This is a genomic window from Leptospira langatensis, assembly GCF_004770615.1.
Lineage (GTDB): Bacteria > Spirochaetota > Leptospiria > Leptospirales > Leptospiraceae > Leptospira_B > Leptospira_B langatensis.
In genome coordinates, this window is sequence record NZ_RQER01000011.1 from 448,593 (window position 1) to 469,593 (window position 21,001).

Consider the following 21,001-nt stretch of genomic DNA (forward strand, 5'->3'; position numbering starts at 1 on the left):
TCAGACCGCAAGCATGTAGATGCCTTGGAATAGGCCTACGATCGCTCCCAGCACGGAACCGATCAGGATCAAAACATATTCATCTTCTTGGAAGGCGGATCTTAAGATAGGTTCGAATTCTTCCGGAGGGAGATCCTTCATTCTCTTGAACATATTGTTCTCTATGCTCATGGCTCTTCCCATATACGTCTCAAGTTTAGTGGAACTTCCTGCAAGTGAATCGCTTACTTTACGGATAACCTCTTTCTTGGTATTCTCGAAATCGGAATCTTCTCCTTTATTCTCCGCGTCCAACACCCCGCCTAGGTTCAAACGCTGTGCTGCCGATTCTGTTTCCGTTTGGATGGTCTCGACTAGGGTTCTTGCCGCTCTCTTGTATAAGATCTCTTCGAGCACGTTTCTTGCGGTCAACACTTGGGTTGCAAATACGTTGGAATATTTCTTGGAAACTTCTTCTTGTCTGGCTAAGAATAAGCCTCTGTATTTGATGGGCCCTAGTCTCTTTTCATAAAGCGGACGAAAGATCATGGTAAGCGCCACCCAGTTCGTGATATAACCTACGATGACACCTTGGATGGGAAGGGTCCACCAGATCGGAAGGTAGTTCCAGAGAATGGCTTGGAGAATTCCCAAGGCTCCTCCTAAGTACCAGCCACATCTTTCGATAAAGGTAAATTCCTTGGAGCCCACTTCTTGGAAGATGTCAACGATCCTTTTTACGTTCGGACCTGTGAGTTTACGTAATACAAGTGAGCGAAAATTGAAAACAGAGGATACGTTTTCCTTTACCTGGGTCATGATATTCTTTACCGTATGAGCGCATTTGTCTTGGACAGCCTTTACGATCTCTTCTCCATGACCGTTCTCCAAGTGCTTTCTTAGATCCGGATTGATATGATGCACGATCTCATGTGTGGCGGAAGGAATGAGTTCGTTCAATACAGGTTGGAACTCCGACTCCAATTGCTCCGGGTCCACCTTGGCAAAGAAATCCTCTACTTTGATCAATCGTTCGGTCATGATATTCACGGATTTTAGGGCCAGTTTCTGTGCCTTTTTCGGAACGATTCCCTGCCATCCCAAATAAGGAGGGATGCCTATGAATTCCAAGGGGTAGAAAGTCATCTTAAGGGCCACCACGTTCGTGAACCAACCCACGAATCCGTAGGTAAAGGGCATCATGATGATTCCGATGAATTCTTTGTTTTGACTTAAGAAGGATAGATCCATATTTTCGATTCCTGTAGCGTACGTTATAATGCTCGGTTCTAATGCAAAGTCCCGTTCGGTGGAATGCGCTGCAAGTTATTTTTCCCAATTTCCCGGAATCGAAGAGAAGGACCTGAAAAAAAGATTTTTTAGAGTCGAATGATATTTGGGAATTGGACTTTCTCCCGGATCTGTATGAACTCTTCTTTCTTTCCAAATTGGTGTATTTTGATGGACCCTTCCGGTTTGATCCAGAGGACGAATCTTCCTTTGGATTCCTGGGTCCAGATCCATATCTCTCATTTTTTAGAAGGAACTGAGAATATCCAAGGGGAGAAGGGTACGACCACTCTTCGCTGGCAACCGGGCAAGACTCCTAGATTCTTTTCAGGGAATATTACTCTTTCTGCAAGTTGGTCTGTCACTCATGGAATGGTTTGGCTGGAATTGGTTCCCCAGGAAGAAAATCCGGTTTCCCTCATAGAAAATTCGTATTGGAAGGAATTTCTGGCGAGCGATCTTCCTTTTAGGCAGATCTTTGAAACAAACCAAACCATCAAATGGATCATAGATCCGGATACCGGTGATATTCTTTATGTGAATAATGCTGCCTGTGTCTTTTACGGCTATACTAGAGATGAGCTCTTAAAATTAAAGATCACAGATATCAATACTCTGACTCGGGCGGAAATTTTCGAAGAGATGAAAAGTGCTGCGGCAGAGTCCAGACTGTATTTTCAGTTCAAGCATAGACTGAAGAACGGAGAGATCCGAAATATGGAAGTGTATAGCGGTCCTCTTCAGTTCGGCGGCAAACGGGTGTTATTCTCCATTCTATTCGATGTGACCCAGAGAGTTCTTGCTACTTCTCGCTTGCAGGCGAGCGAGAAGTTATATCGCTCCTTGGTAGAGAATGCTTCCGATTCCATCATCATCACGGATATGCAGACCAAGATCTCCGAAGTGAACCAAAGAATGACGGAGCTCCTAGGTTATACAAAGGAAGAACTACAATCCCTGACTCTCCAAAATATACTGGACGAAGAAAGTTGGGAAGAGACTCGAAAGAAGATCGGTTTCTTGGAGATCGGTAAACCTGCCATTTTAAGCAGAAGATTCAAAAGCAAGTCCGGAGATATTTTGGAGACGGAAGTAAACGCAGTTCGGATCGACGAGAATCGCTATATGGGAATTGTTCGGGATGTTACCGAGAGAAATTTGATGACCCGTTCTATGGAAAAATCCCTGAAAGAAAAAGAAGCGATGCTGCAAGAGATCCATCATAGGGTCAAAAACAATCTACAAGTGATCTCTAGTCTTTTGGGAATGCAATATGATAATACGGAAGATCCGAATCTGAAAAAGATCCTATTGGAATGCGAGAACCGGGTCAAGTCCATGGGATTCGTTCATGCAGAGCTATATCGTTCGGAGAATCTTGCGGCAGTGGATCTTGAAAATTATTTCGGTACTCTTGTCTCTAATCTGATCCGGGCCTATGGAGCCTCGCAAAGGGTGGAGCTTTGCCTAGATCTGAGTTCCTTAGAAGTGTCTCTAGAGAGAGCCATTCCTCTCGGATTGATCTTGAACGAGCTAGTCACGAATTCCCTCAAATATGCCTTCCCGAATGGAAGGACGGGCAAGATCCGGGTAAGTATTTTGCAAGAAGGTAGGTGCGTTCTATTCTCCTATTCGGATGACGGCATCGGGTTCGAAAGAGAGGATTGTGAAGGCCCGGATAGTATTGGAATGCAACTGATCGAGATCTTATCCATGCAACTCAAGGCAGGCTCGGAATTCACAACCAAAAACGGAGTGAAATTCAGTCTTAGAATTCCGGACCCAGTGCTTGGAAAGTAGCTTGATGGTTTTTTTCTAGGCGAGAGACTCGGTCTTTGGTAAGGAACACATGCAACACACTAAAGAAGAAATCCTACACCAGATCTATTTATTTTCCAACTTTACGATGGATGAGTTGGCTAAGATCGCGGAGCAAACCAAATATAAGGTTTTAGAACAAGGCGAGTCCGTTTACCAAGAGGGGAACGAGGCAAAGGCCTTTTACGTGGTCATGTACGGGACCTTAAAAATTCTGACCTCTACCGAAAAGGGCGACGATGTGAACGTGACCACGATTGCAACAGGCGATCATTTCGGAGAATTCCCTTTCTTGGACCAAGGAAAGAGAGCGGGGACTGTCGAGGCAATGGAAAGATGCGAACTTTTGGAGATCCCGTTCGAACATCTGCAAAAGCTACTAGATAGCGATGCCGGTCTTGCTCTTAAATTCTATAAGGGCATCACAACGTATCTAGTGAAAAGAATGAGACTCTTGACCCACGACTTGGCGTATGCAAGAGAATTAAAGAAACGTTATTCATAAGAAGCATTTCAGAAGAATATGAAAAATAGAATTTTAATCGGCACTTTACTTTCCTTAACGATCCTATTCGGATCCGTTACCTGTACTTCGACCCTTGTAAAATCGGGGATCGCTTACGAGAGATGGAAATCCGACCTGGACAAGAAGGAACTCCAAATCGCTCCTTGGCATTGGGTTTACTTAGAAGGGGGAGAAGGCGCCGAAAAGATCCTATTAGTTCATGGATTCGGTGCGGACAAAGACAATTGGACCCGTTTTGCAAAATGGCTTACTCCGAAATATACTGTAGTCGCGGTGGATCTTCCCGGTTTTGGTGAGAACGATAGACTCCCCGATCAGGACTACAATATCATGGCTCAGGTAAAACGATTGGATGAGTTTGCCACTAAGCTTGGCTGGACCAAATTCCATATCGTGGGAAACTCCATGGGTGGAGCGATCTCCGGAGTGTATGCTGCCACTTATCCTGAGAAAGTGATCAGTTTGGGTTTGTTCGCTCCTTCCGGCGTGAATAGCCCCGAAAAGAGTGAACTCGCAAAGAACTTAGAAAAGGGAAAGAATAATCTGGTCACTAATAGTCCGGAAGAGTTCCAGGAAATGATAAATTTCGTTTTCGTAAAGCCACCTTCCATTCCTTCTTTTCTAGTTTCGTATTTCTCGGATAAAGCGATTGCGAACGCTGGATTCAATAAACTTATCTTCCAGCAGATCCGCAAGGGGGACTTTCCCCTTCAGGAAAGAATGAATAAGATCAAGGCAAAGACCCTGATCCTTTGGGGAGACACTGACAGAGTGCTTAGCGTTTCCGGAGCAGGCGTATTAGAAAAAGGAATATTAGGATCTAAGAAAGTAATCTTAAAGGATATGGGCCATGCCCCTATGCTCGAAAGACCGGAAGAAGTCGCAAACGTCTACCTGGAGTTCCTGAAAAAATAAGATCCTGAATTCGACGGAAGGGATTTGCCTTCCTGTAGAATGGATTCGTTCCCGGAGTAGTGATGGCGCTAGCCAAATTGATCAATTGGTTTAAGGATCGGAGTCTCCGGAAAAAAATAGAAAGAGAGATACGCGTACTCACACCGGTAGTTTCTAACGATTATATCTATCGTCTTGAAGTATCCGAAGAGGGTAAGTTGGAACTTACCTGGGTAAACGATGCATTTTTATCCTTTGCCAAGATGAGATCCGAGGATCTCATACTTCTTAGGAACGCAAGGGATCTAAGTAAATTCCATCCTGACGATCATGCGCTTGTAGACGAACGCATTAAGTTTTTATTAACTGGCCTTTCTAGAGTGGACGAATACAGGGTTTACGGTCCGGAAGGAGAGATCCTTTGGCTACGGGATCATGGTCGTCCTATTTGGGATCAGGTTTTGGGGAGAGTGACCCAGATCTACGGTTCCGTTCAGGATATCACGGAGAGAAAGAAGAACGAGATCATCCTAAAGGACCAACTCTCCTATATTAGTATTTTATTAGATAGTACCGAGGATTGGGTAATTCGAATCAATCCCTCCGGAAAAATACAATATGTGAACTCTTCCGGTCGCACGGAGATAGAGAAGCAATTCGGGATCGAATTGAAACAGGAAGATAAGATCCTTTCCTATATCTCCGAAGACCATCGAGAGATCTTCTTGGCACAATTGAATAAGGCCTTTTCGGGAGAAAAGGTCAAATGGCATTTCAGCAGATTATTCCCCACAACATCCAATTCGGAATTGGAAGCTTCCTTTGCTCCTCTATTGAGAGAAGGTACCATCAAGGAAGTGGTTTTGTTCTTAAAGGACATCACCCTTAGGACCGTTTGGGAGACTGCACTCTTAGCAAGCGAAGAGAAATACAGAAGGCTTGTAGAAGTATCTCCGGATGGGATCGGACTCCATGCGGATGGAAAAGTCCTATATATCAATGAGGCCGGACTCAAGATGCTCGGTTATAATTCTCTCGAAGAAGTAGAAGGAATGCAGATCACGGACTTCATCCATCCTGATTCCAGGCAGGTAGTGAGTGAAAGAGTCTTGAGAGCCATGCTCAGGTCGGAACCATTGGAACCGATCGAAGAGAAGTTCGTCCGAAAAGACGGTTCCGAATTTCCGGTAGAAGTGTCTGCAGTGGCTTTTGACCAGAGAGGAAAGAAATTCATGCAGGTAATCGTTCGGGATATTACCGAAAGAAAAAAAGCCGACGAAGAGCTTGCAGAACTCAGAAGAAAGATCCTACAGACAAACGATCGCTTGCAAGCGATCATAGAAGGTGTGAAGGATTCCATCTGTGCAGTCGACATGGACCTGCGGATCATCTCTTGCAATACTGCGTTCGAATTATTGGTCTGGAGATTGTACGGAAGAAGAATGACCGTAGGCAATCGCATTTACGATATGGCCATGGATAATTCTGAGGAGATGGAAACCATTATCCGGAACTGGAGTAGAGCCCTCACCGGAGAGGTCTTCAAAATAGAGAGAAAGATCTCCGGTCTGATCAGTGATAACGTATTAGAGATCAATTATAGTTCCATTCGGGATGAAAGCCATAATATGATCGGTGCTACCCAGATCATCCGAGATGTAACGGAGCGATATCATTATGAGGAAACACTTCGCAAATCGCTAGAGGAAAAAGAAGTGATGCTAAAGGAGATCCATCATAGGGTAAAGAACAACCTGCAAGTGGTTTCTAGCCTCTTAAGTCTGCAAACCGATTTCACGGATGATCCAAAGTTAGTTTCCATCCTGAAAGAATGTGAGAGGCGAATACAGTCCATGGCTCTCGTTCATAAGGAGCTGTATCAAAACGATACGATTGCAGACGCGGACTTTACCGAGTATTTGAATAATTTGCTCGTTGCGCTCGTGCAATCTTTCGGTGCAAACCGTAAGGTGGAATATTCCATAGAATCCCAAGATATCCGACTGAATTTGGACTTTGCTATTCCTCTGGCTTTGGTCTTTAACGAATTGGTTTCCAATTCCTTAAAGTATGCTTTCCCAGGAGAAAAGAGAGGTCGGATCTTTATAGGACTGAACAAATCTCCCGAAGGTATTTCTATTCTTGTTGGAGACGATGGGGTCGGATTGCCTAAGAATTTCAATGTTCGGAATTCGGACGGACTAGGGCTGCAACTTGTGGGAATGCTACTGGATAAGCTAAAGGCAAAATGGGAATTGGTCCCTGTAGAGATCGGTACCCGCTATAGCATCCAAGTACCTCTTTCCAAAAAGAATTCCTCTTTCTAAAATCCTTGCCTCTCTTCCAGGATCGAAAAGCCTGGAGGGGAATGAATCTCATATCCGTAGACCGAGTCTCCAAAGCAATCGGCGAAAAGCAATTATTCAGTAATCTTAGCTTCGGGATAGACGAAGGGGAGAAGACGGGTCTACTCGGGATCAACGGCTCCGGAAAATCCACTTTGCTTAGGATCTTACTCGGAATAGAAGAACCGGATAGCGGTAAAGTAGTTCGAAACAGAGAGCTGAAGATCTCCTTCTTATCCCAGTTCCCAGAGTTTGATCCGGAAAAAACGGTATTAGAACATATACTCTCCGGCTCCGGTCCATTGCTCGAAACAGTTAGACGTTACGAGAAGGCATGCGTCCTCTTAGAAACAGGAGGAGAAAACGCAGAGAAGGAATACCACGAGGCAATGGAAGAAATGGATTCCAAACAGGCGTGGGAGCTGGAATCCAAACTCAAAAATATATTAAGAGAACTGAATATACCGGATGTGACCCGAAAAATGGGAGAACTCTCTGGGGGAATGGTCAAGAAAGTCGCGCTTGCTCAAGCACTTACGGAAGAATCCAATCTTCTTGTATTGGACGAGCCTACCAACCATCTTGATATAGATGCGATCCTTTGGTTGCAGGAGTTCCTACAAAGCACGGATCGGGCAGTTTTACTCGTAACCCACGACCGATATTTCTTAGAGGAGATCGCCAATCGTATCCTGGAAATAGATCGAGGAAACTTTCGGATCTTTCCCGGGAATTACGACCTTTATTTGGAGAAGAAGGTAGAGATGCAGGCTATCGAAGAAAAGGAAGAGGCCAAGAGAAAATCCTTTTTGCGAACAGAGCTGGAATGGTTAAAGAGACAGCCTAAAGCGAGAGGAACCAAGCAAAAGGCGAGAACAGACAGGGTCATTGAGGTCTTAGACAGAAAGAAAGCAGGAAAAGATATCGTTTTGGATATCTCCGTTTCCGGACGAAGACTCGGCGGAAAAGTATTAGAATTAAAGAATATTAAGAAAGCGTACACTAACACTCCTCTCGTAGGGGGATTTTCCTATATTTTCAAGAGCAAGGAGAGGATAGGGATCGTAGGATCGAACGGGACCGGAAAGACAACTCTTCTGAATATGATCACTGGAAGGGAAAAGCCGGACTCAGGAGACGTTTCTACAGGTCTGAATACAAGCTTTGGATACTTCGATCAGATGGGCAGGGATCTTCCTAAGGATAAGAAGGTCCTAGACTATGTAAAAGAAGAGATCGCTCCCACCATAAAGATGAGCGACGGCAGTACCTGGTCCGCTTCGCAGTTCTTAGAGCGATTTTTGTTTCCTTCTCAATTACAACAGACTAAGATCGAAAGACTCTCCGGGGGAGAAAAGAAGAGATTGTATTTGGTCCTTCTTCTTATGAAGAACCCGAACTTCCTGGTCTTGGATGAGCCCACGAACGATCTGGACATTCCTACACTTTCCGTGCTCGAAGAATTCTTAGATGATTTTCCAGGTGTGGTTCTCGTGGTTTCTCACGATCGATACTTTATGGATAGGGTAGTGGACTATCTATTCATCTTCCAGGGAGAAGGAAGGATAGAACGTTTTCCAGGAAACTATTCCGAGTATTTGGAATATAGGGAATATGAGGAGAAGGAAACGAAGACTCCTTCTGCGAGATCTGTAGAAAAGCAGACGGATCCAACGAAGAAGAAAGGCCTAGGATACCAGGATAAAAGAAGACTGGAAGCCTTAGAAAAGGAAATCGCTTCTTTGGAAACCGAAGAAAAGGATCTAGTGGAAAAATTGCAATCCAGCGATCCGGAGCTTGCAAGAAAGTCAGGAGAAAGACTCACACAATTACAAGAAGAACTTCTTCTGAAAGTAAAAGAATGGGAAGATCTCGCCTCCAAAGAATAGGTCCCTATAAAGATCCTTTCCGACGTGAGATATTTAGAATATTCGAATTCCGTTATTGGCAGTTTGCGTCTATTTCGTAAACGCCAATAGAGATCGAATCTGCTCCGGAAGGAGTCAGAGAATACGAAGTAGTCGTTCTTGTATGCAGATCGAAATCAGTGATAAAGAAAGGAACTAAGAAGGTCGGAATATACGAGGATATATTCTTTCCACCATACATAGAGGTACAAGGTGTGTTGGCAGCGCTTGGGGTTCCCGTAGTAGAGTTAAATCTCCAGATATCCGAGATCTGAGCGACCCCACTGATCGATTTGAACATCGGGTTGTCCCCGTAATTATTCGCATAGGTTCCAATTCCGGCAGAGTTAATCGGTCCTACTGGTGTCTGAACCAATAGAACATTGATACAGCCCGCAGCAAGTACAGAACCGCAGAAAGTATATTGGGTCGCCCCAACGAGGATCGGAATTCCTACGTTGAAATTATTCCCGAGCACATTCGTAGAAGTGGAAGGAGAGTTCTGGAAATAGATACCGGCTCTATTTCCTAAAGAGGTCCTGCCGAAGATCTGGTTATTGAAGATATTATAGATGTTTCCGCCAGAGGCCAAAGAATAAATCCCGGTAGCGTCTCCTAATGTGGCTGCGCTAGAATTTCCCACGAAGATATCGTTATTGAAGATATAGACCGAACCAATACTGGAAGTAGATGCCACCGTGATCCCGTTCGATTTAGTAGGAGTCAGTCCGGTGAGAATATATTGATACGGATTGATCTTGTTATTGGCTATGCCAACCACGGAGCCGCTTGCGATATTATCCATTTGGACCCCGGTGCTATAGCCTCCAGTGGTCGTAACAAGACTATCCAGTATATTATATAAAAGGAATGTAGCATTTGCGTCATCCAGATGGACCGCCGCGGACACAGAAGCGCCGGAATCCCCTCGGATCCAGTTGCCTATGAGGACCACATTCTTAGAAGAACGTACCACTACACCGGTCCTTTCTCCTGCGGTAGCACTAGCAGAGCCTTCATAACCGTAGATAAAATTATCCGAGATACGGATCTGTCCCGAGTTGAATGCAGCCCCATCTACAAGGATACCTGTCGCATAACTTGCGGTAGGATGGATCTGAATCCGCAAATTACTTACCGTTAAGCTAATGGAAGCAGGATTTAAGAGTGCAGTCGTAATATTGATCGGACTACAAAGGGCAGTGTAGGAGGTCCCACAGGAAGTAGTCTGATCCTGAAGAATAGTAGGATACGTAGAGAGATCCGGTCCTGCTCCAGTGAATCCGCTCGGAAAACCTCCCACTAAGGAAGTCTTAGAGTCTAATTGCAATTGGCTAGTGATCGGATAGATCCCTTGCGCTATATAAACCGAACAAGAAGCCGTACTTCCGCAGGCAGCGATCCCTGCTTGGATGGTCTGACAAACATTCGTGGTCCCATCCGTACAGTTATTCGCATCGTTTCCGCTAGAAATGTCCACATAACGTATGTTTCCTGTGGCAGTGAACTCGTAATAGATCGGATTTCCTCCGTTGATAGGCTGCCCATTCGAAGTACATCCCTGCAATTGGACCACACTGTCGCCTCCGGGGCCCCAAAGAGTGGTAGCATCCGGAATGAGCACGATCATATTATCGTTCGGAGCGCTTGGGTAAGAGATCGTAGGTTGGGGACTCAGGCTGATCACATCCTGTCTAGTGGAAGATCCGGTTGCCAAATAGGAACATCCGGAGAGAGCTCCATGATAGGAAAGGTTGATCGCAATCTTATCCGTTCCACCTACCAGATTAGAAGAAGGAAGGACACTTAATACACTGACACAATCTACCTTAACGGTAATATTCCCCGTCATTGAGCCTGTACCATCCGCATTCGGGAAGAAGCAAGTATGCCCAGTCGGAACGGAAGCAATCGTGATCGTATATGTGGAAGTATCTCCTATCTGGGTGGGGAAAGTCTTAGCGGTGGTAGTGTCCGAAGTAATGCTAAGGGAATCCGACAAGCTTTGCAGAACGAGAGGAGAAGAAGACGCGATCGAAGGATCCAAGCCGAATACCTGGACGGATAGATCATGAAATACCAGACCACAAGTAACATAGATCGTAGTCAGAGGGTATTTAATCGGGCCGTTCGGATTGCTAATTATGCAATCCAACTGGGGAGAGACTGTCGGAACTGTTACATGAACTCCATACGTAGAACCAAGCTTGATCAAAGTAGGGAATTGCATTGTGCCATCCCCGGTAAAAGAAAGATGCTCGCCTAGATCATTGTAAACATCCAAGGTCCCACCGCTTGTCCAACCGTTCACTTCTACGTTTACTGGACCGGGAGCAGTATATGCGTTATAGCTGGGTTGGAAGGTCAGGAATTCTAGCACGCTTCCGTTATGAGGACCGGAGTAACAACCGGCCAGAAATAGAAGGGCGGAACCGCAAAGAAGAGTGCGGTAGAAATTCCGTATTTGAAGCTTCGCTCCTGCCATTCTCATTTCCCTATTAATAATGAAACAATTTCAGATGCACCAAATTGCATCCTTAATTCGAATATTCCCCTTGGAAGGGAAGTATCGCTTTAATCTTTCTAAAACAAAATTTGTATCCTGTCTTGTTTGCAAGAAGGAAACAAGAGTATATCCTTATTACTATAGGGATATACTAATTATGTCAATTTTATGCAATGCAATGAACTCTAATGAACAGTTGATTCACTTTACGATCCAAATCGCTCTCTGTTTATCAACAGTTCCTGCTCAAACAGGGACATTTGACTTTTCAATAGCAAGCAGATGCTTGAAATTTCTTCAATATCCAATCGTTGTCGTTATTGGTATTTTGGGAGCCGGCATTCAACGAAGTCCCCGCAAAGTAGAGAAATCCGGAAGGATGATATAATAGTCGTAAACCGTAATCGTTGAAACCATTATCGAAAACTTTATTCCAATTTGCAGTATCTTCTAAGCCTGTTGATAAATATTTTTTTATGAATATATCCGTGTTATTAGTCCCTCCAGATAAATTTGGAGTTGCCCCAGTTATAAATAGACTTCCACTCGAATCTAATACAATGTTGGCTCCTATATAGTAGTTGCTAAATCTCTTATTCCATCCTACTAAATCTTCCATACCATTTGGATTAAATTTTTTTATCCACATGTTAGAGCCGCTATTACTGGAAATGAGATTAAAGGCTACCCCAGATACATAGATGTTGTCTGATTTATCAGATTTTATACTCATTGCCGTTTCGCCAGGAAGATTTCCCGGATTCGGGCTAGTAAATATCTTATTCCAGCTGGCTGTATCTTCTATACCTGCCAAAGAAAATTTCTTAATCCACCAATCTGAGCCACTATTAGCCGAGACGAGGTTTGTTCCATAACCTGCAATATAAATATTTCCGGATGAATCAATTGTAGATCCGAAAGGTTTTGCATCGCTTCCTCCGTCGTAAATTTTATTCCAGTTCGTTACATCCTCCGTGCCTGCGGAATTGAATTTCTTAATCCACCAATCAGTTCCGCTTGTTGTAGAAACAAGGTTTGTCCCCATGCCGATTACATATAGATTGCCAGAGGAGTCTACTATTGCTTCTATTGCATTGGCATTCTTTCCTCCATCAAATTTTTTGTTCCAGTTTGTAGTGACTTCCGTACCTGCGGAATTGAATTTCTTAATCCACCAATCAGTTCCACTTGTTGTAGAAACAAGATTTGTTGCGTACCCTACGACATAAATATTATCTGAACTGTCTATTGCGATGGCTTGCGCAGCTGCAGCTATCCCCCCATCAATCTTTTTATTCCAGTTTGTAATAACTTCTGTGCCTGCGGAATTGAATTTCTTAATCCACCAATCAGTTCCACTCGTTGTAGAAACAAGGTTTGTTCCATATCCTACAACATATATATTTCCTGAACCGTCGAAGGCAGTTCCTCCTACTGAATCATCACCTGAGTTCCCGTCGATTTTCTTATTCCAGCCTACTAAATCTTCAACCCCATCTCCAGAACAAACAGATAACGCCTCTAAGTTTAATCGGAAGTAGGGAGTATTCGGATCGTTACAAAGGATTGTTAATTCTCCGGTCTTGATGCCAGGGCTAGTCGGTGAAAAACGAATATTAAAATTAGAAGATTGGCCAGGTAATACAGGAAAAATGGGCTGCGTAAATTGGAACTGATCAGCGTTGGCTCCATAAATTTGCACGGCTTGCGCTCCTAAAAATTGCAAGTTAGCTGCCCCTAAATTTTCAACTGTAAATGCTACACTTGATCCTTGCGTATTTTGAAGTACTGAATTAAATGTATATTTTCCATCGAAGGTTTGGCTTTGGACACCTATCTTTAAATTGAAAGTTGGTGAAGTAGGAGTATTTGCAGGTAATGGAATCGCAGAAAATGGCGATGATTCTAAAGATTCATACCCTGTAGGTGGTCCGGGCGGCCCGGAATTTGTAGAAGTTAAAACGTAATTGTAGGTTGTGCCGTCTGTTAGCGATGAGTGGATGTAAGGAGAAGTTACATTACTTACTTTGATCCCATTCAGCTTTGATGGAATGCTTCCGTCAGTTGTATAATATAAATTATATGAATTTGCTCCGACTACAGTATCCCAGGTGATCGTTATAGAACTTATACCAGGAACGGCGAAAATTCCAGTTGTCGGCGGATTTACTGAAGTGACTACAACGTTTATTGTTTTCGATTTGCTACCTAGTGTGGCCGAAATCGTTCCGCTTCCGTTTCCTCCTGCCGTGTTCAAAATTCCCGAGGTTGAACTTGTAAAACTTCCAATTAAACCTGTATTTGACCAGTTCGGTAAAACTAAAATTTGATTTCCATATGCGTCTTTTCCAACTGCATCAAAAGAATAATTATAATTTGGGCTGATTCCAAGTACGTTATTAATAGGGAGTGAGTTTTCATCGAGAATTTCAATGCTCGATACCTCTCCATTTTTAACAGTAATTGAAGTGTTAGTTGTGAAAATACCTACGGTAGTCGTTAGAACACCAACTCCTGTCTTTTGTGCATCAAAGAGTATTCCATTACTGCCGGCGGAATTCAAATTGCCTACTCCGTTTGATATTGAGTAGCTTTCAGCTATGATGTTAGTAATGTTTGTTGCACCTGGACAAATTGTACCAGCTGTTCCAGCTAGTGTGATAAGTTTCTGAAATCCGGAGGAAATCGTGAAATTTGCCGGGTTCGAAACGGAACATATGCTTGTTGTCGGTGTGCGAATTAAAGGCGCTCTGATCCTGATTCCGCCGAGATTATCTGTTGCGGTAATGTAAAAATCAATTCCGGCTGTAGTGACGAAATTTGATGGAATTAAAGCTGCATATCGATTTAGCACAGGGGGAACGGCATTTTCAATTTGCATAGGGACACTGTTATATGTAGGTGATCCAACTATTCTGTAGTAGAGAGTCACATCTACAATTGCTCCATCTGCGTCGGGATCTGTAATTACTGATCGAACATATAATGGCGATCCAGCTCTTGTTGTCGCTGCACCACATGCTGGTAAACATGAAGGAGCCCCGACCGCAGGAAGGGTATTTGTAGGTTTTTCTGCCTGAGCTGCTACAATATATATACTAAAGTGTTCCAATGAGGCACTAATTGTCTTTTTCTGCTTATCGATTTTCCCACCTATTGGCACATATTCTTCTAATTCATTATCATAATAATAAATCATTAGGTTATCTTCAGTTATATTATTTTCGGTTAGTAATTCTCGATCATATTTGAAAGTAAGTATTGGAAGCTGATTAAAATTAAATTCAGTCCCATGAGGAGAAAATTCATAAGCAATACCTGCTGGAATAAGGTTCGGGTCCGTAACAAGAGGAATTTCTTTAAGGAGTTTTCCAGAAATTTCAATTTTTGAGTTAGTGGCTCCAACAGGGATCACTAAGCTCATATTATGCGAGGATAATATTCCTCCTGATGTCGGATTATAGTTAATATTTATCTGAGCTTGGTTGATGAGTAGGCTGAATAAACTGTAATTTAATGAGAAAGGAAGAACGCTTTGTTTCTTCGATATGAATGGCAAATTACATTGTAATAGTAATATATAAATAGCCACAATTGATAAAAACTTTCTCATGATTCAACTTCCAGCTTTTTTGATAATTTGGAAGATGCTTGAGCATTCGTCTAACGTCAATGGATTTTTGGCAAAAGATGGTCGAAATTAGGCATATATATCAATTTCGAGATATTACTTACCAGGCGAATTGAACGCCCACTTCCATTCTCTGGAATAGGTTTGGGGAATTTCCCAAGGAATAGGAATTGATCTGGCCTTGGTCCTTGAGGTTGCGAATGACTGGAGATACGGTCACAGGACCCGGAGCACCTTCTACCTTGACTTCCTTATTTCCTGCAAAGAATCCAGCGTCCATCAAGTTCAAAAGATAGAAGAATCCAAGAACTCCGATCCCCACTTCCAACTGGCTGTATTCTGCGACTGCGGCAGAATACTTAGGAGCGATCTGCGTATAATTATAAAAGGCGAGATCGAATAAGGCCGGGTTCCCTGTGTGAATGAATGCGTAGTTGTATAAGACGTTATTCTGTCTTGCTGCAGCGAGTGCATGGCTTGCGCTTAAATAAGAATTTCCTTCGCTTGCGACATAGGCTCCGGCTCCCAATAGAAGAGCGGGGAATAAGAAGGTCCTAAAATTGGATTTGTTTTGGTAATACTGCCCCCAACCAGGAATGATCGCCGATCTGGCTACAGCTCCATAATCGAATCGGAACGGTGCCCCAGAAGATACGGATTCTTTTTGCTGTCCTTTCGCTTCTAATGCGGCAAGATCGCTTTCAGTCTCCGCTACGAATAGATAGTTCTCTTTTTCCGTGACCTTGTTCCTCGGATTTTCCACTCGAACGGAAACCGCTCCTTCCGGAGGTCTTTTCTTATCGAGCGTGACCAATATGGTCTCGGAATTCTTTACCTCCATCGATTTGATAGAGACTTCCGATCCTTTAGAATCTTTTAATATAACTTTAGTGGCATCCGTAAAATGCCTTCCCTTGATCTCAAAAGTATCAGGTAGATCCTTGTTTAAGAATTTGTTTTTTTCCGCACTGAGGATCTCCGGTTTTTGGGAAAGAATCACTTCGAAAGGGATCCAGGCGGAGAATACGGAAACCCTTCCGTAACGGTTCAATACTCCGATCCTATGCTCATACGTTCCCGGAGGAAGTTCCAATTGGATCAAGGTGGTATTCGTTTTTTCCCGAGTGATCTTTCCTCTGGAATCTTTGATCTCCACCATATAACCGCCCGCATCCGGGATCGGTCTCCATTCCAATTTGACTCCTTCTTCTTTGGAGTAAATAGGGAAGGATATGAGAAGGAATACTCCTAAAACAAACCAGGAGGGAAGGAAAGGAAGAGAATGTTTGCTTTTATTCAACATAGAATTCCTTAGGAGTCAATATCTCCGGAGCCTTCAGAGTAGCAGAGATTACCACATCAAAATCCCTGGAAAGAGGTAAGGTTGTCCTAAGCGCACCGGAACTATCCCGGTATTTTGCGCTAAGCTTCCATTGGTATTTTCCCTCTTTCAACTTGTACAACTCTCGGAAGTCGTAAGATTCTCCTTTTATTTCCTTTTTAAATACCGTTTTCCAAGCTTTTTTGTCGGATTCTAAAAGTTCAAGTATATAGGCTTCCGCCTTTCCTTCAGTTTCCCAATAAAAGGCCAGACTTTCCTTCTCATCCAAGTCTACCTTATCCCTATCCCTTGGGTATAGTGGTGTAACAAAAGGTGCGGAATCCGAGGTCTTGAAGCTGGAAACCGGACTCACCACCAGAACTTCTCCTTCCGGAGAGAGAAGGGAGACTTTCCAATAGAAATCTCCCGGACTAGGAAGAGTCACCGAACTCACTCCGGATCGGATTGTAGTATCTACGACCTTGGAATTGAAATTTGCATCCTTAGAGACTTCCAATTTATAATTTCCGGTAGGATCCGGTCTATCCCAGCGGAATGCCAATTTGCCATCTACAGGATGACCCAGCTCGGAACCTTCTTTCGGGAATGCCAAGCGGATCGGAAGCAAAGGTTTTAGAACGAAGCGATTGATAGAAGAAGAGATCTCTCCTTCGGTTTGGAACACCGCTTTCACTCTCCAGAAATAAGTGCCTTCCTTCCAATCATATTCAGGTTTCATAAAATTGGAATTTGTGGATTTGGAGAATACTATATTCTTAAAGTCCGGATCATTCGCGATCTCTAAGGAATAGGATTTGAATTCCTTACTCGCGCTCCAACTGAAGAAGGAACCTGTCTTGAAGATCCGAATTCCGATCTCTTCTCCTAAGAGAGGTTTCAGTAATTTAGGAGGCTCCGCCTGTGCCGACTTTCTCACGGAGAAGGAGACGGAGTCCGAACTCAGCTCGGTAAATCCTTCTCGGTCCGAGAACATTTTGACGCGCGCAAAGAATTGACCTTCCGACTTAGGTTCCCATTTGGAGAATCCTGCGGAAGAATCGTTGGAATATGCAATTTGTTTAAAATTAGCATCCTCTGCCACTTCCAACTTATATTTCGCGGAAGGGTCGGCAGTGATCCATTGAAAACGTACTAGAGGAGCCGAACCAGTTGAATAAGAGAATACTTCCTTGGCAGAAGGGGAGACCAGTTTCGGTTTAGACCAAGAGAGTAGTTTGAAATTCTTGGAGGCACTGTATTCTTCTTTTCCGGACTGAGGATTTTTACCAACCACTCTCCAATAGTAAGAACCGTTGGATAGAACGAGACTCGCAGCAGTTCCCACTGAATTCGCCTTCTTCAATCCGGTCCTAAAGCCGGAGTCCTTAGCGACTTCTAATCTATAATTCCTAACACCTTCGGCAGGTTTCCACTCGAAGCGGACCTGAGTGGTTTCCGTTTTCAAAGGAAGAGAAGTCTTGTCGGCAGGCGAAGTGGTCTCCAAGTTCAACACATGGACTTCTATTTTTCCACCGTTCAGATCGGCGGATTGGTTTTTACCCACCACATTCTCGCCCGAAGCGGAAACGATCTTGGCTTCTCCCTTCTTTACTTCTAAGTTCAAGCCTTTGTTCTCGTCCTTGGAGAGTTTCAGATCCGAATTCCCGAGCGCGATCTTTGTGTCCCCGGAACTGATCTGCAATTTACCTGCACCGCCACCGGTTGCGGAGAGTGATCCGGATACGAAGCTGATCTTATCCGTATCTTCCACAAGGATCATGCTTCTTTCGTCCAAGCGGATCTCTGCGGAATTATCTCCATCAGTAAAGAGTAATACTGCTTCTGCACCTTCTTCTGTGCGAATAGTATCTCTGTAGCGGATCGGATCGGATTCGTCCAATTCCTCCCAAACCACTTCAGAATCAAGTTTTCGTAATATTTTAAGCTGCTTGGATTTGAGTTCGCCTACGATCTTATTGTTCCCAGTTTTCGGGCCTGCGTTGGCGTATAGATAGAGAAGCCCCGAGAAGAAAAATAAAAGTACGACCAGTGCTGTGACGACGTATCGGCCGTCAGTCAAGTATTTCATACTTCAGTTCCTCTTCTGCATCTCCTGTTTTTGGTTTTTTCTTGGATTCGTATTCTATTCCCAGACGTTTTCTGAGATCGTTAATGTCCACTGGGCGATCCGGATCGTCCTTTCTTCCGAGGACTGCGTAGATCTGTTGCGGATCTTCCTTTCCCTTTACCTTGATGGCTTGCATTTTCTCAACGGCGAAAATGTCCCTCACTCTATCATACAGATCCTGAGTGATGAGTACGTCCGTGCCGAATGGTTTGTTCAATGCTTCGACCCGAGAGGCGAGGTTCACTGCGTCTCCGATCACGGTATATTCCAATCTTTCTTCGGAACCGATCTGTCCTGCGATCACAGGACCGAAATTCAGACCGCAACCGATCCGAATGATTGGCTTCTTGTCTCCGCCTCTTCCTTGGTTGAATCGTAAAAGAGCCTTTCTCATAAGAAGAGCACCATTCACCGCATTCTCCGCATCCTGATCGGAACTACGGACCGCTCCCCAGGTTGCCATGATCGCGTCCCCGATGAATTTATCCACGATCCCGTGAGTCTCGTTCACGCATTGGACCATCTCGGTCATATATTCATTTAAGAATTCGACTACTTCTTCCGGTTGTAGCTTTTCAGAGATAGCGGTAAAAGAACGAATATCGGAGAAGAAGATGGCGCACATCTTTCTTTCTCCTCCCAGAGTCAGCTCCTTGTTCAGGACCATCTCCGCGATCTCTTTGTTCACGAATCTTCCGAGAGCGTCTTTTACCTTCTCCCTTTCTTCCAGACCCTTGCCCATGTTCACGAAGTAATCCGTAAGAACACCGATCTCATCTCTGGTAGTGGAGCGAATTCCGATCCTGAAATTTCCTTTTGCGATCTCAATGGTAGCGCTTAGGAGTTTCAAGATAGGGATGGTGATATTTCTTGCTAAGAAGAATACGATGATAAGCGCAACGCAGAGCGCGATCGCCATGATGAGAAGGTTCTTGGTCTGGATGCGATAGACCATCTCGAATACCTTCTCTTCCGGAACACTAACGATAACTCCCGCTCCGCCAAAACCTAGCTTCTGGTAAGAACCGTAATATTTGGTCTTTGTGCTGTCTTCGTATCTTGTCTGTTGGCTATCCTCTCTCACGGAAGAAAGCATGGTCTCGAAAATAGGGAGATCCGCCCAATTCGTTTGGGCCGCGAGAAGCTGAAGATCGTGGTGAGCGATCAGATCCCCATCTCCGTTGATCAGGAAAGGAACGTTAATATCCTGTTTTTGGAATACGGATAGGAGTCTTTCCGAACGCAGAATATAGATCAAGATCGAATTGCTAGAGGCGTCATAAACAGAAATGGAGAAGGCCGGTTCTTTGAAATTCGGAGTGAGATTGTCTATCCTTCCGCCGGATTGTATCGATTTGATGAGAGAGGATTCTTTCTGTTCGATAGCGGAGTCCAACTCATTTCGATTAGAAGAGATCCCTTCCAAATAAGAATCGTTGTATAGAACCACTTTCTTCTTTAGCTTTTGGCCCTGAGCGGAATAGATCCCCGCTAAAAGAAAGTCAGGTTCGTTCCTAAAGAATAGATCCGCATACGCGCCAGGACCCTTAGGATCCAGGAGTTTTTCCGTTAGGGTCTTGCCCTTGTCCCGGATATCCTTTAGGTCGGACTTCACCTTGATCCCTAATATATTTACTAAAGAGAAGTTCGTTTCTAAAACCCGGACCTCATAGTTCTTCTTGAACTCGCTAGACGCATACAAGATCACAGTTGAAACTGTTAAGGTAAGAAGAAGGGAGATCACTCCCATCAATTTCAGCTGTAACGGGAATTTGGCGCTTGTACGAAGAGCTTCTTCGGAAGACTTTGGTGCTTCCTTCTTCGGTTCTTGTTTTTGGGTTTTCTCTTTTTCTACTTTAGGAGAAGGTAATGCTTCCGCAGAAGATCCCGTCGGAGTAGGGGCGCTCGAGGCAGTCTCCGCTTCGTTCGAAGGCTTTTCACCTGAAAATACTGTATCGAATGAAATGACCGGCTTTGTTTCGAGTGTCCGAAACTCGTCCGACTTTTCCTTGATCTTAGGAAGTTTCTTCTTCCCATTTCCGTCCTTTCCGTTCCCGTTTTGAAAGACGCCTAACTCGATGCCGGAAACTGCCAGTGGAAGCTCCTTTAGAAAAACGGAAAATTCCCCGCGGGTGCTATCTGGGATCTCTTTCGGCGCCTTCTTCCTAGAAGCGTAGGCTTTGAATTCACCGAGCAGGGTTTCTTCGGAACCTCCTGCAAGACTCGGGAACCAAGCGGACAATTCTCCTGTGGCAATATGCGGATAAGAGGCCAAGACCATTTTGGAAAGAAGCACTTCCCATCTTTCCGATAACTCAGGCGGGATTAGGAATAGAACGTTAGACTTTGCTGTCGCAGAAATTAATTTCCAAGAAGAGAAGAAGACGGACTCATTCGTCTCGGGACCCGGTGGGATCTCGAGTGCGAATAATTTCCATTCTCCCGCATGCAAAGATTCTTCGAGCTCGGTGACAAGCGAGGAACCTTTTTCGGAGAATACGCAGACGACAGTCTTGATCCCTTTCTCCGCCCACGAGCTGAGTTGGGCTGCCCCTTGGATCCGATCCGTAGCAGGGATCCAAAATGCGACCGCACCGTTCGGTCCAAAGGGAATGTATTTTGTGGATGATGGCATTTGCTATATTATCCCGGATTT

Annotated in this window: 11 protein-coding genes; 5 read left to right on the plus strand and 6 right to left on the minus strand. The window is 44.2% G+C overall.

Going from position 1 to position 21,001, the window contains the following annotated elements:
- Nucleotides 1-1,230, minus strand: coding sequence for a DUF445 domain-containing protein (locus EHO57_RS18085; protein ID WP_135642463.1), 1,230 nt, complete (start codon nucleotides 1,228-1,230; stop codon nucleotides 1-3).
- Between the two features lie 174 nt (nucleotides 1,231-1,404).
- On the opposite strand from EHO57_RS18085, the gene EHO57_RS18090 reads away from it, so the two are divergent.
- The 5 genes from EHO57_RS18090 (at nucleotide 1,405) to EHO57_RS18110 (ending at nucleotide 8,741) form a co-directional block, all read left to right on the plus strand.
- The gene (locus tag EHO57_RS18090; protein ID WP_135642466.1) at nucleotides 1,405-3,069 is read left to right on the plus strand and encodes a PAS domain S-box protein; all 1,665 of its coding nucleotides are present in this window, start codon (nucleotides 1,405-1,407) and stop codon (nucleotides 3,067-3,069) included.
- A 49-nt stretch (nucleotides 3,070-3,118) separates the two neighbouring features.
- On the plus strand, nucleotides 3,119-3,592 hold the full coding sequence (locus tag EHO57_RS18095; RefSeq protein WP_135642468.1) for a Crp/Fnr family transcriptional regulator: 474 nt from the start codon (nucleotides 3,119-3,121) through the stop codon (nucleotides 3,590-3,592).
- A gap of 18 nt (nucleotides 3,593-3,610) precedes the next feature.
- Nucleotides 3,611-4,528 carry an alpha/beta fold hydrolase gene (locus tag EHO57_RS18100; protein WP_135642470.1) on the plus strand — a complete coding sequence of 306 codons (918 nt, stop codon included), beginning with the start codon at nucleotides 3,611-3,613 and terminating at the stop codon, nucleotides 4,526-4,528.
- Nucleotides 4,529-4,590: 62 nt separating this feature from the next.
- A complete protein-coding gene (locus EHO57_RS18105) occupies nucleotides 4,591-6,834 on the plus strand; it encodes a PAS domain-containing sensor histidine kinase (protein ID WP_135642472.1) in 2,244 nt (747 codons plus the stop codon).
- 41 nt (nucleotides 6,835-6,875) lie between these two features.
- Complete coding sequence (locus tag EHO57_RS18110; protein WP_135642474.1) at nucleotides 6,876-8,741, plus strand: ABC-F family ATP-binding cassette domain-containing protein; 1,866 nt, start codon at nucleotides 6,876-6,878, stop codon at nucleotides 8,739-8,741.
- Nucleotides 8,742-8,793: 52 nt separating this feature from the next.
- Here EHO57_RS18110 and EHO57_RS18115 read toward each other — a convergent pair whose 3' ends face one another.
- The 5 genes from EHO57_RS18115 to EHO57_RS18135 all read right to left on the minus strand — a co-directional run bounded on the left by EHO57_RS18115 (nucleotide 8,794) and on the right by EHO57_RS18135 (nucleotide 20,980).
- Nucleotides 8,794-11,244 carry a hypothetical protein gene (locus EHO57_RS18115; protein ID WP_135642476.1) on the minus strand — a complete coding sequence of 817 codons (2,451 nt, stop codon included), beginning with the start codon at nucleotides 11,242-11,244 and terminating at the stop codon, nucleotides 8,794-8,796.
- Nucleotides 11,245-11,533: 289 nt separating this feature from the next.
- Complete coding sequence (locus EHO57_RS18120) at nucleotides 11,534-14,878, minus strand: choice-of-anchor D domain-containing protein (RefSeq protein WP_135642478.1); 3,345 nt, start codon at nucleotides 14,876-14,878, stop codon at nucleotides 11,534-11,536.
- A gap of 118 nt (nucleotides 14,879-14,996) precedes the next feature.
- Nucleotides 14,997-16,199, minus strand: a complete 1,203-nt coding sequence (locus tag EHO57_RS18125) for an LIC11435 family protein (protein ID WP_135642480.1) — start codon at nucleotides 16,197-16,199, stop codon at nucleotides 14,997-14,999.
- Nucleotides 16,189-18,306, minus strand: a complete 2,118-nt coding sequence (locus EHO57_RS18130) for a FecR domain-containing protein (protein ID WP_135642482.1) — start codon at nucleotides 18,304-18,306, stop codon at nucleotides 16,189-16,191. Before EHO57_RS18130 ends, EHO57_RS18125 begins: the two co-directional genes overlap by 11 nt.
- The gene (locus EHO57_RS18135; protein ID WP_135642484.1) at nucleotides 18,290-20,980 is read right to left on the minus strand and encodes an adenylate/guanylate cyclase domain-containing protein; all 2,691 of its coding nucleotides are present in this window, start codon (nucleotides 20,978-20,980) and stop codon (nucleotides 18,290-18,292) included. The genes EHO57_RS18130 and EHO57_RS18135 overlap by 17 nt, the downstream gene beginning before the upstream one ends.
- Nucleotides 20,981-21,001 lie beyond the last annotated feature (21 nt).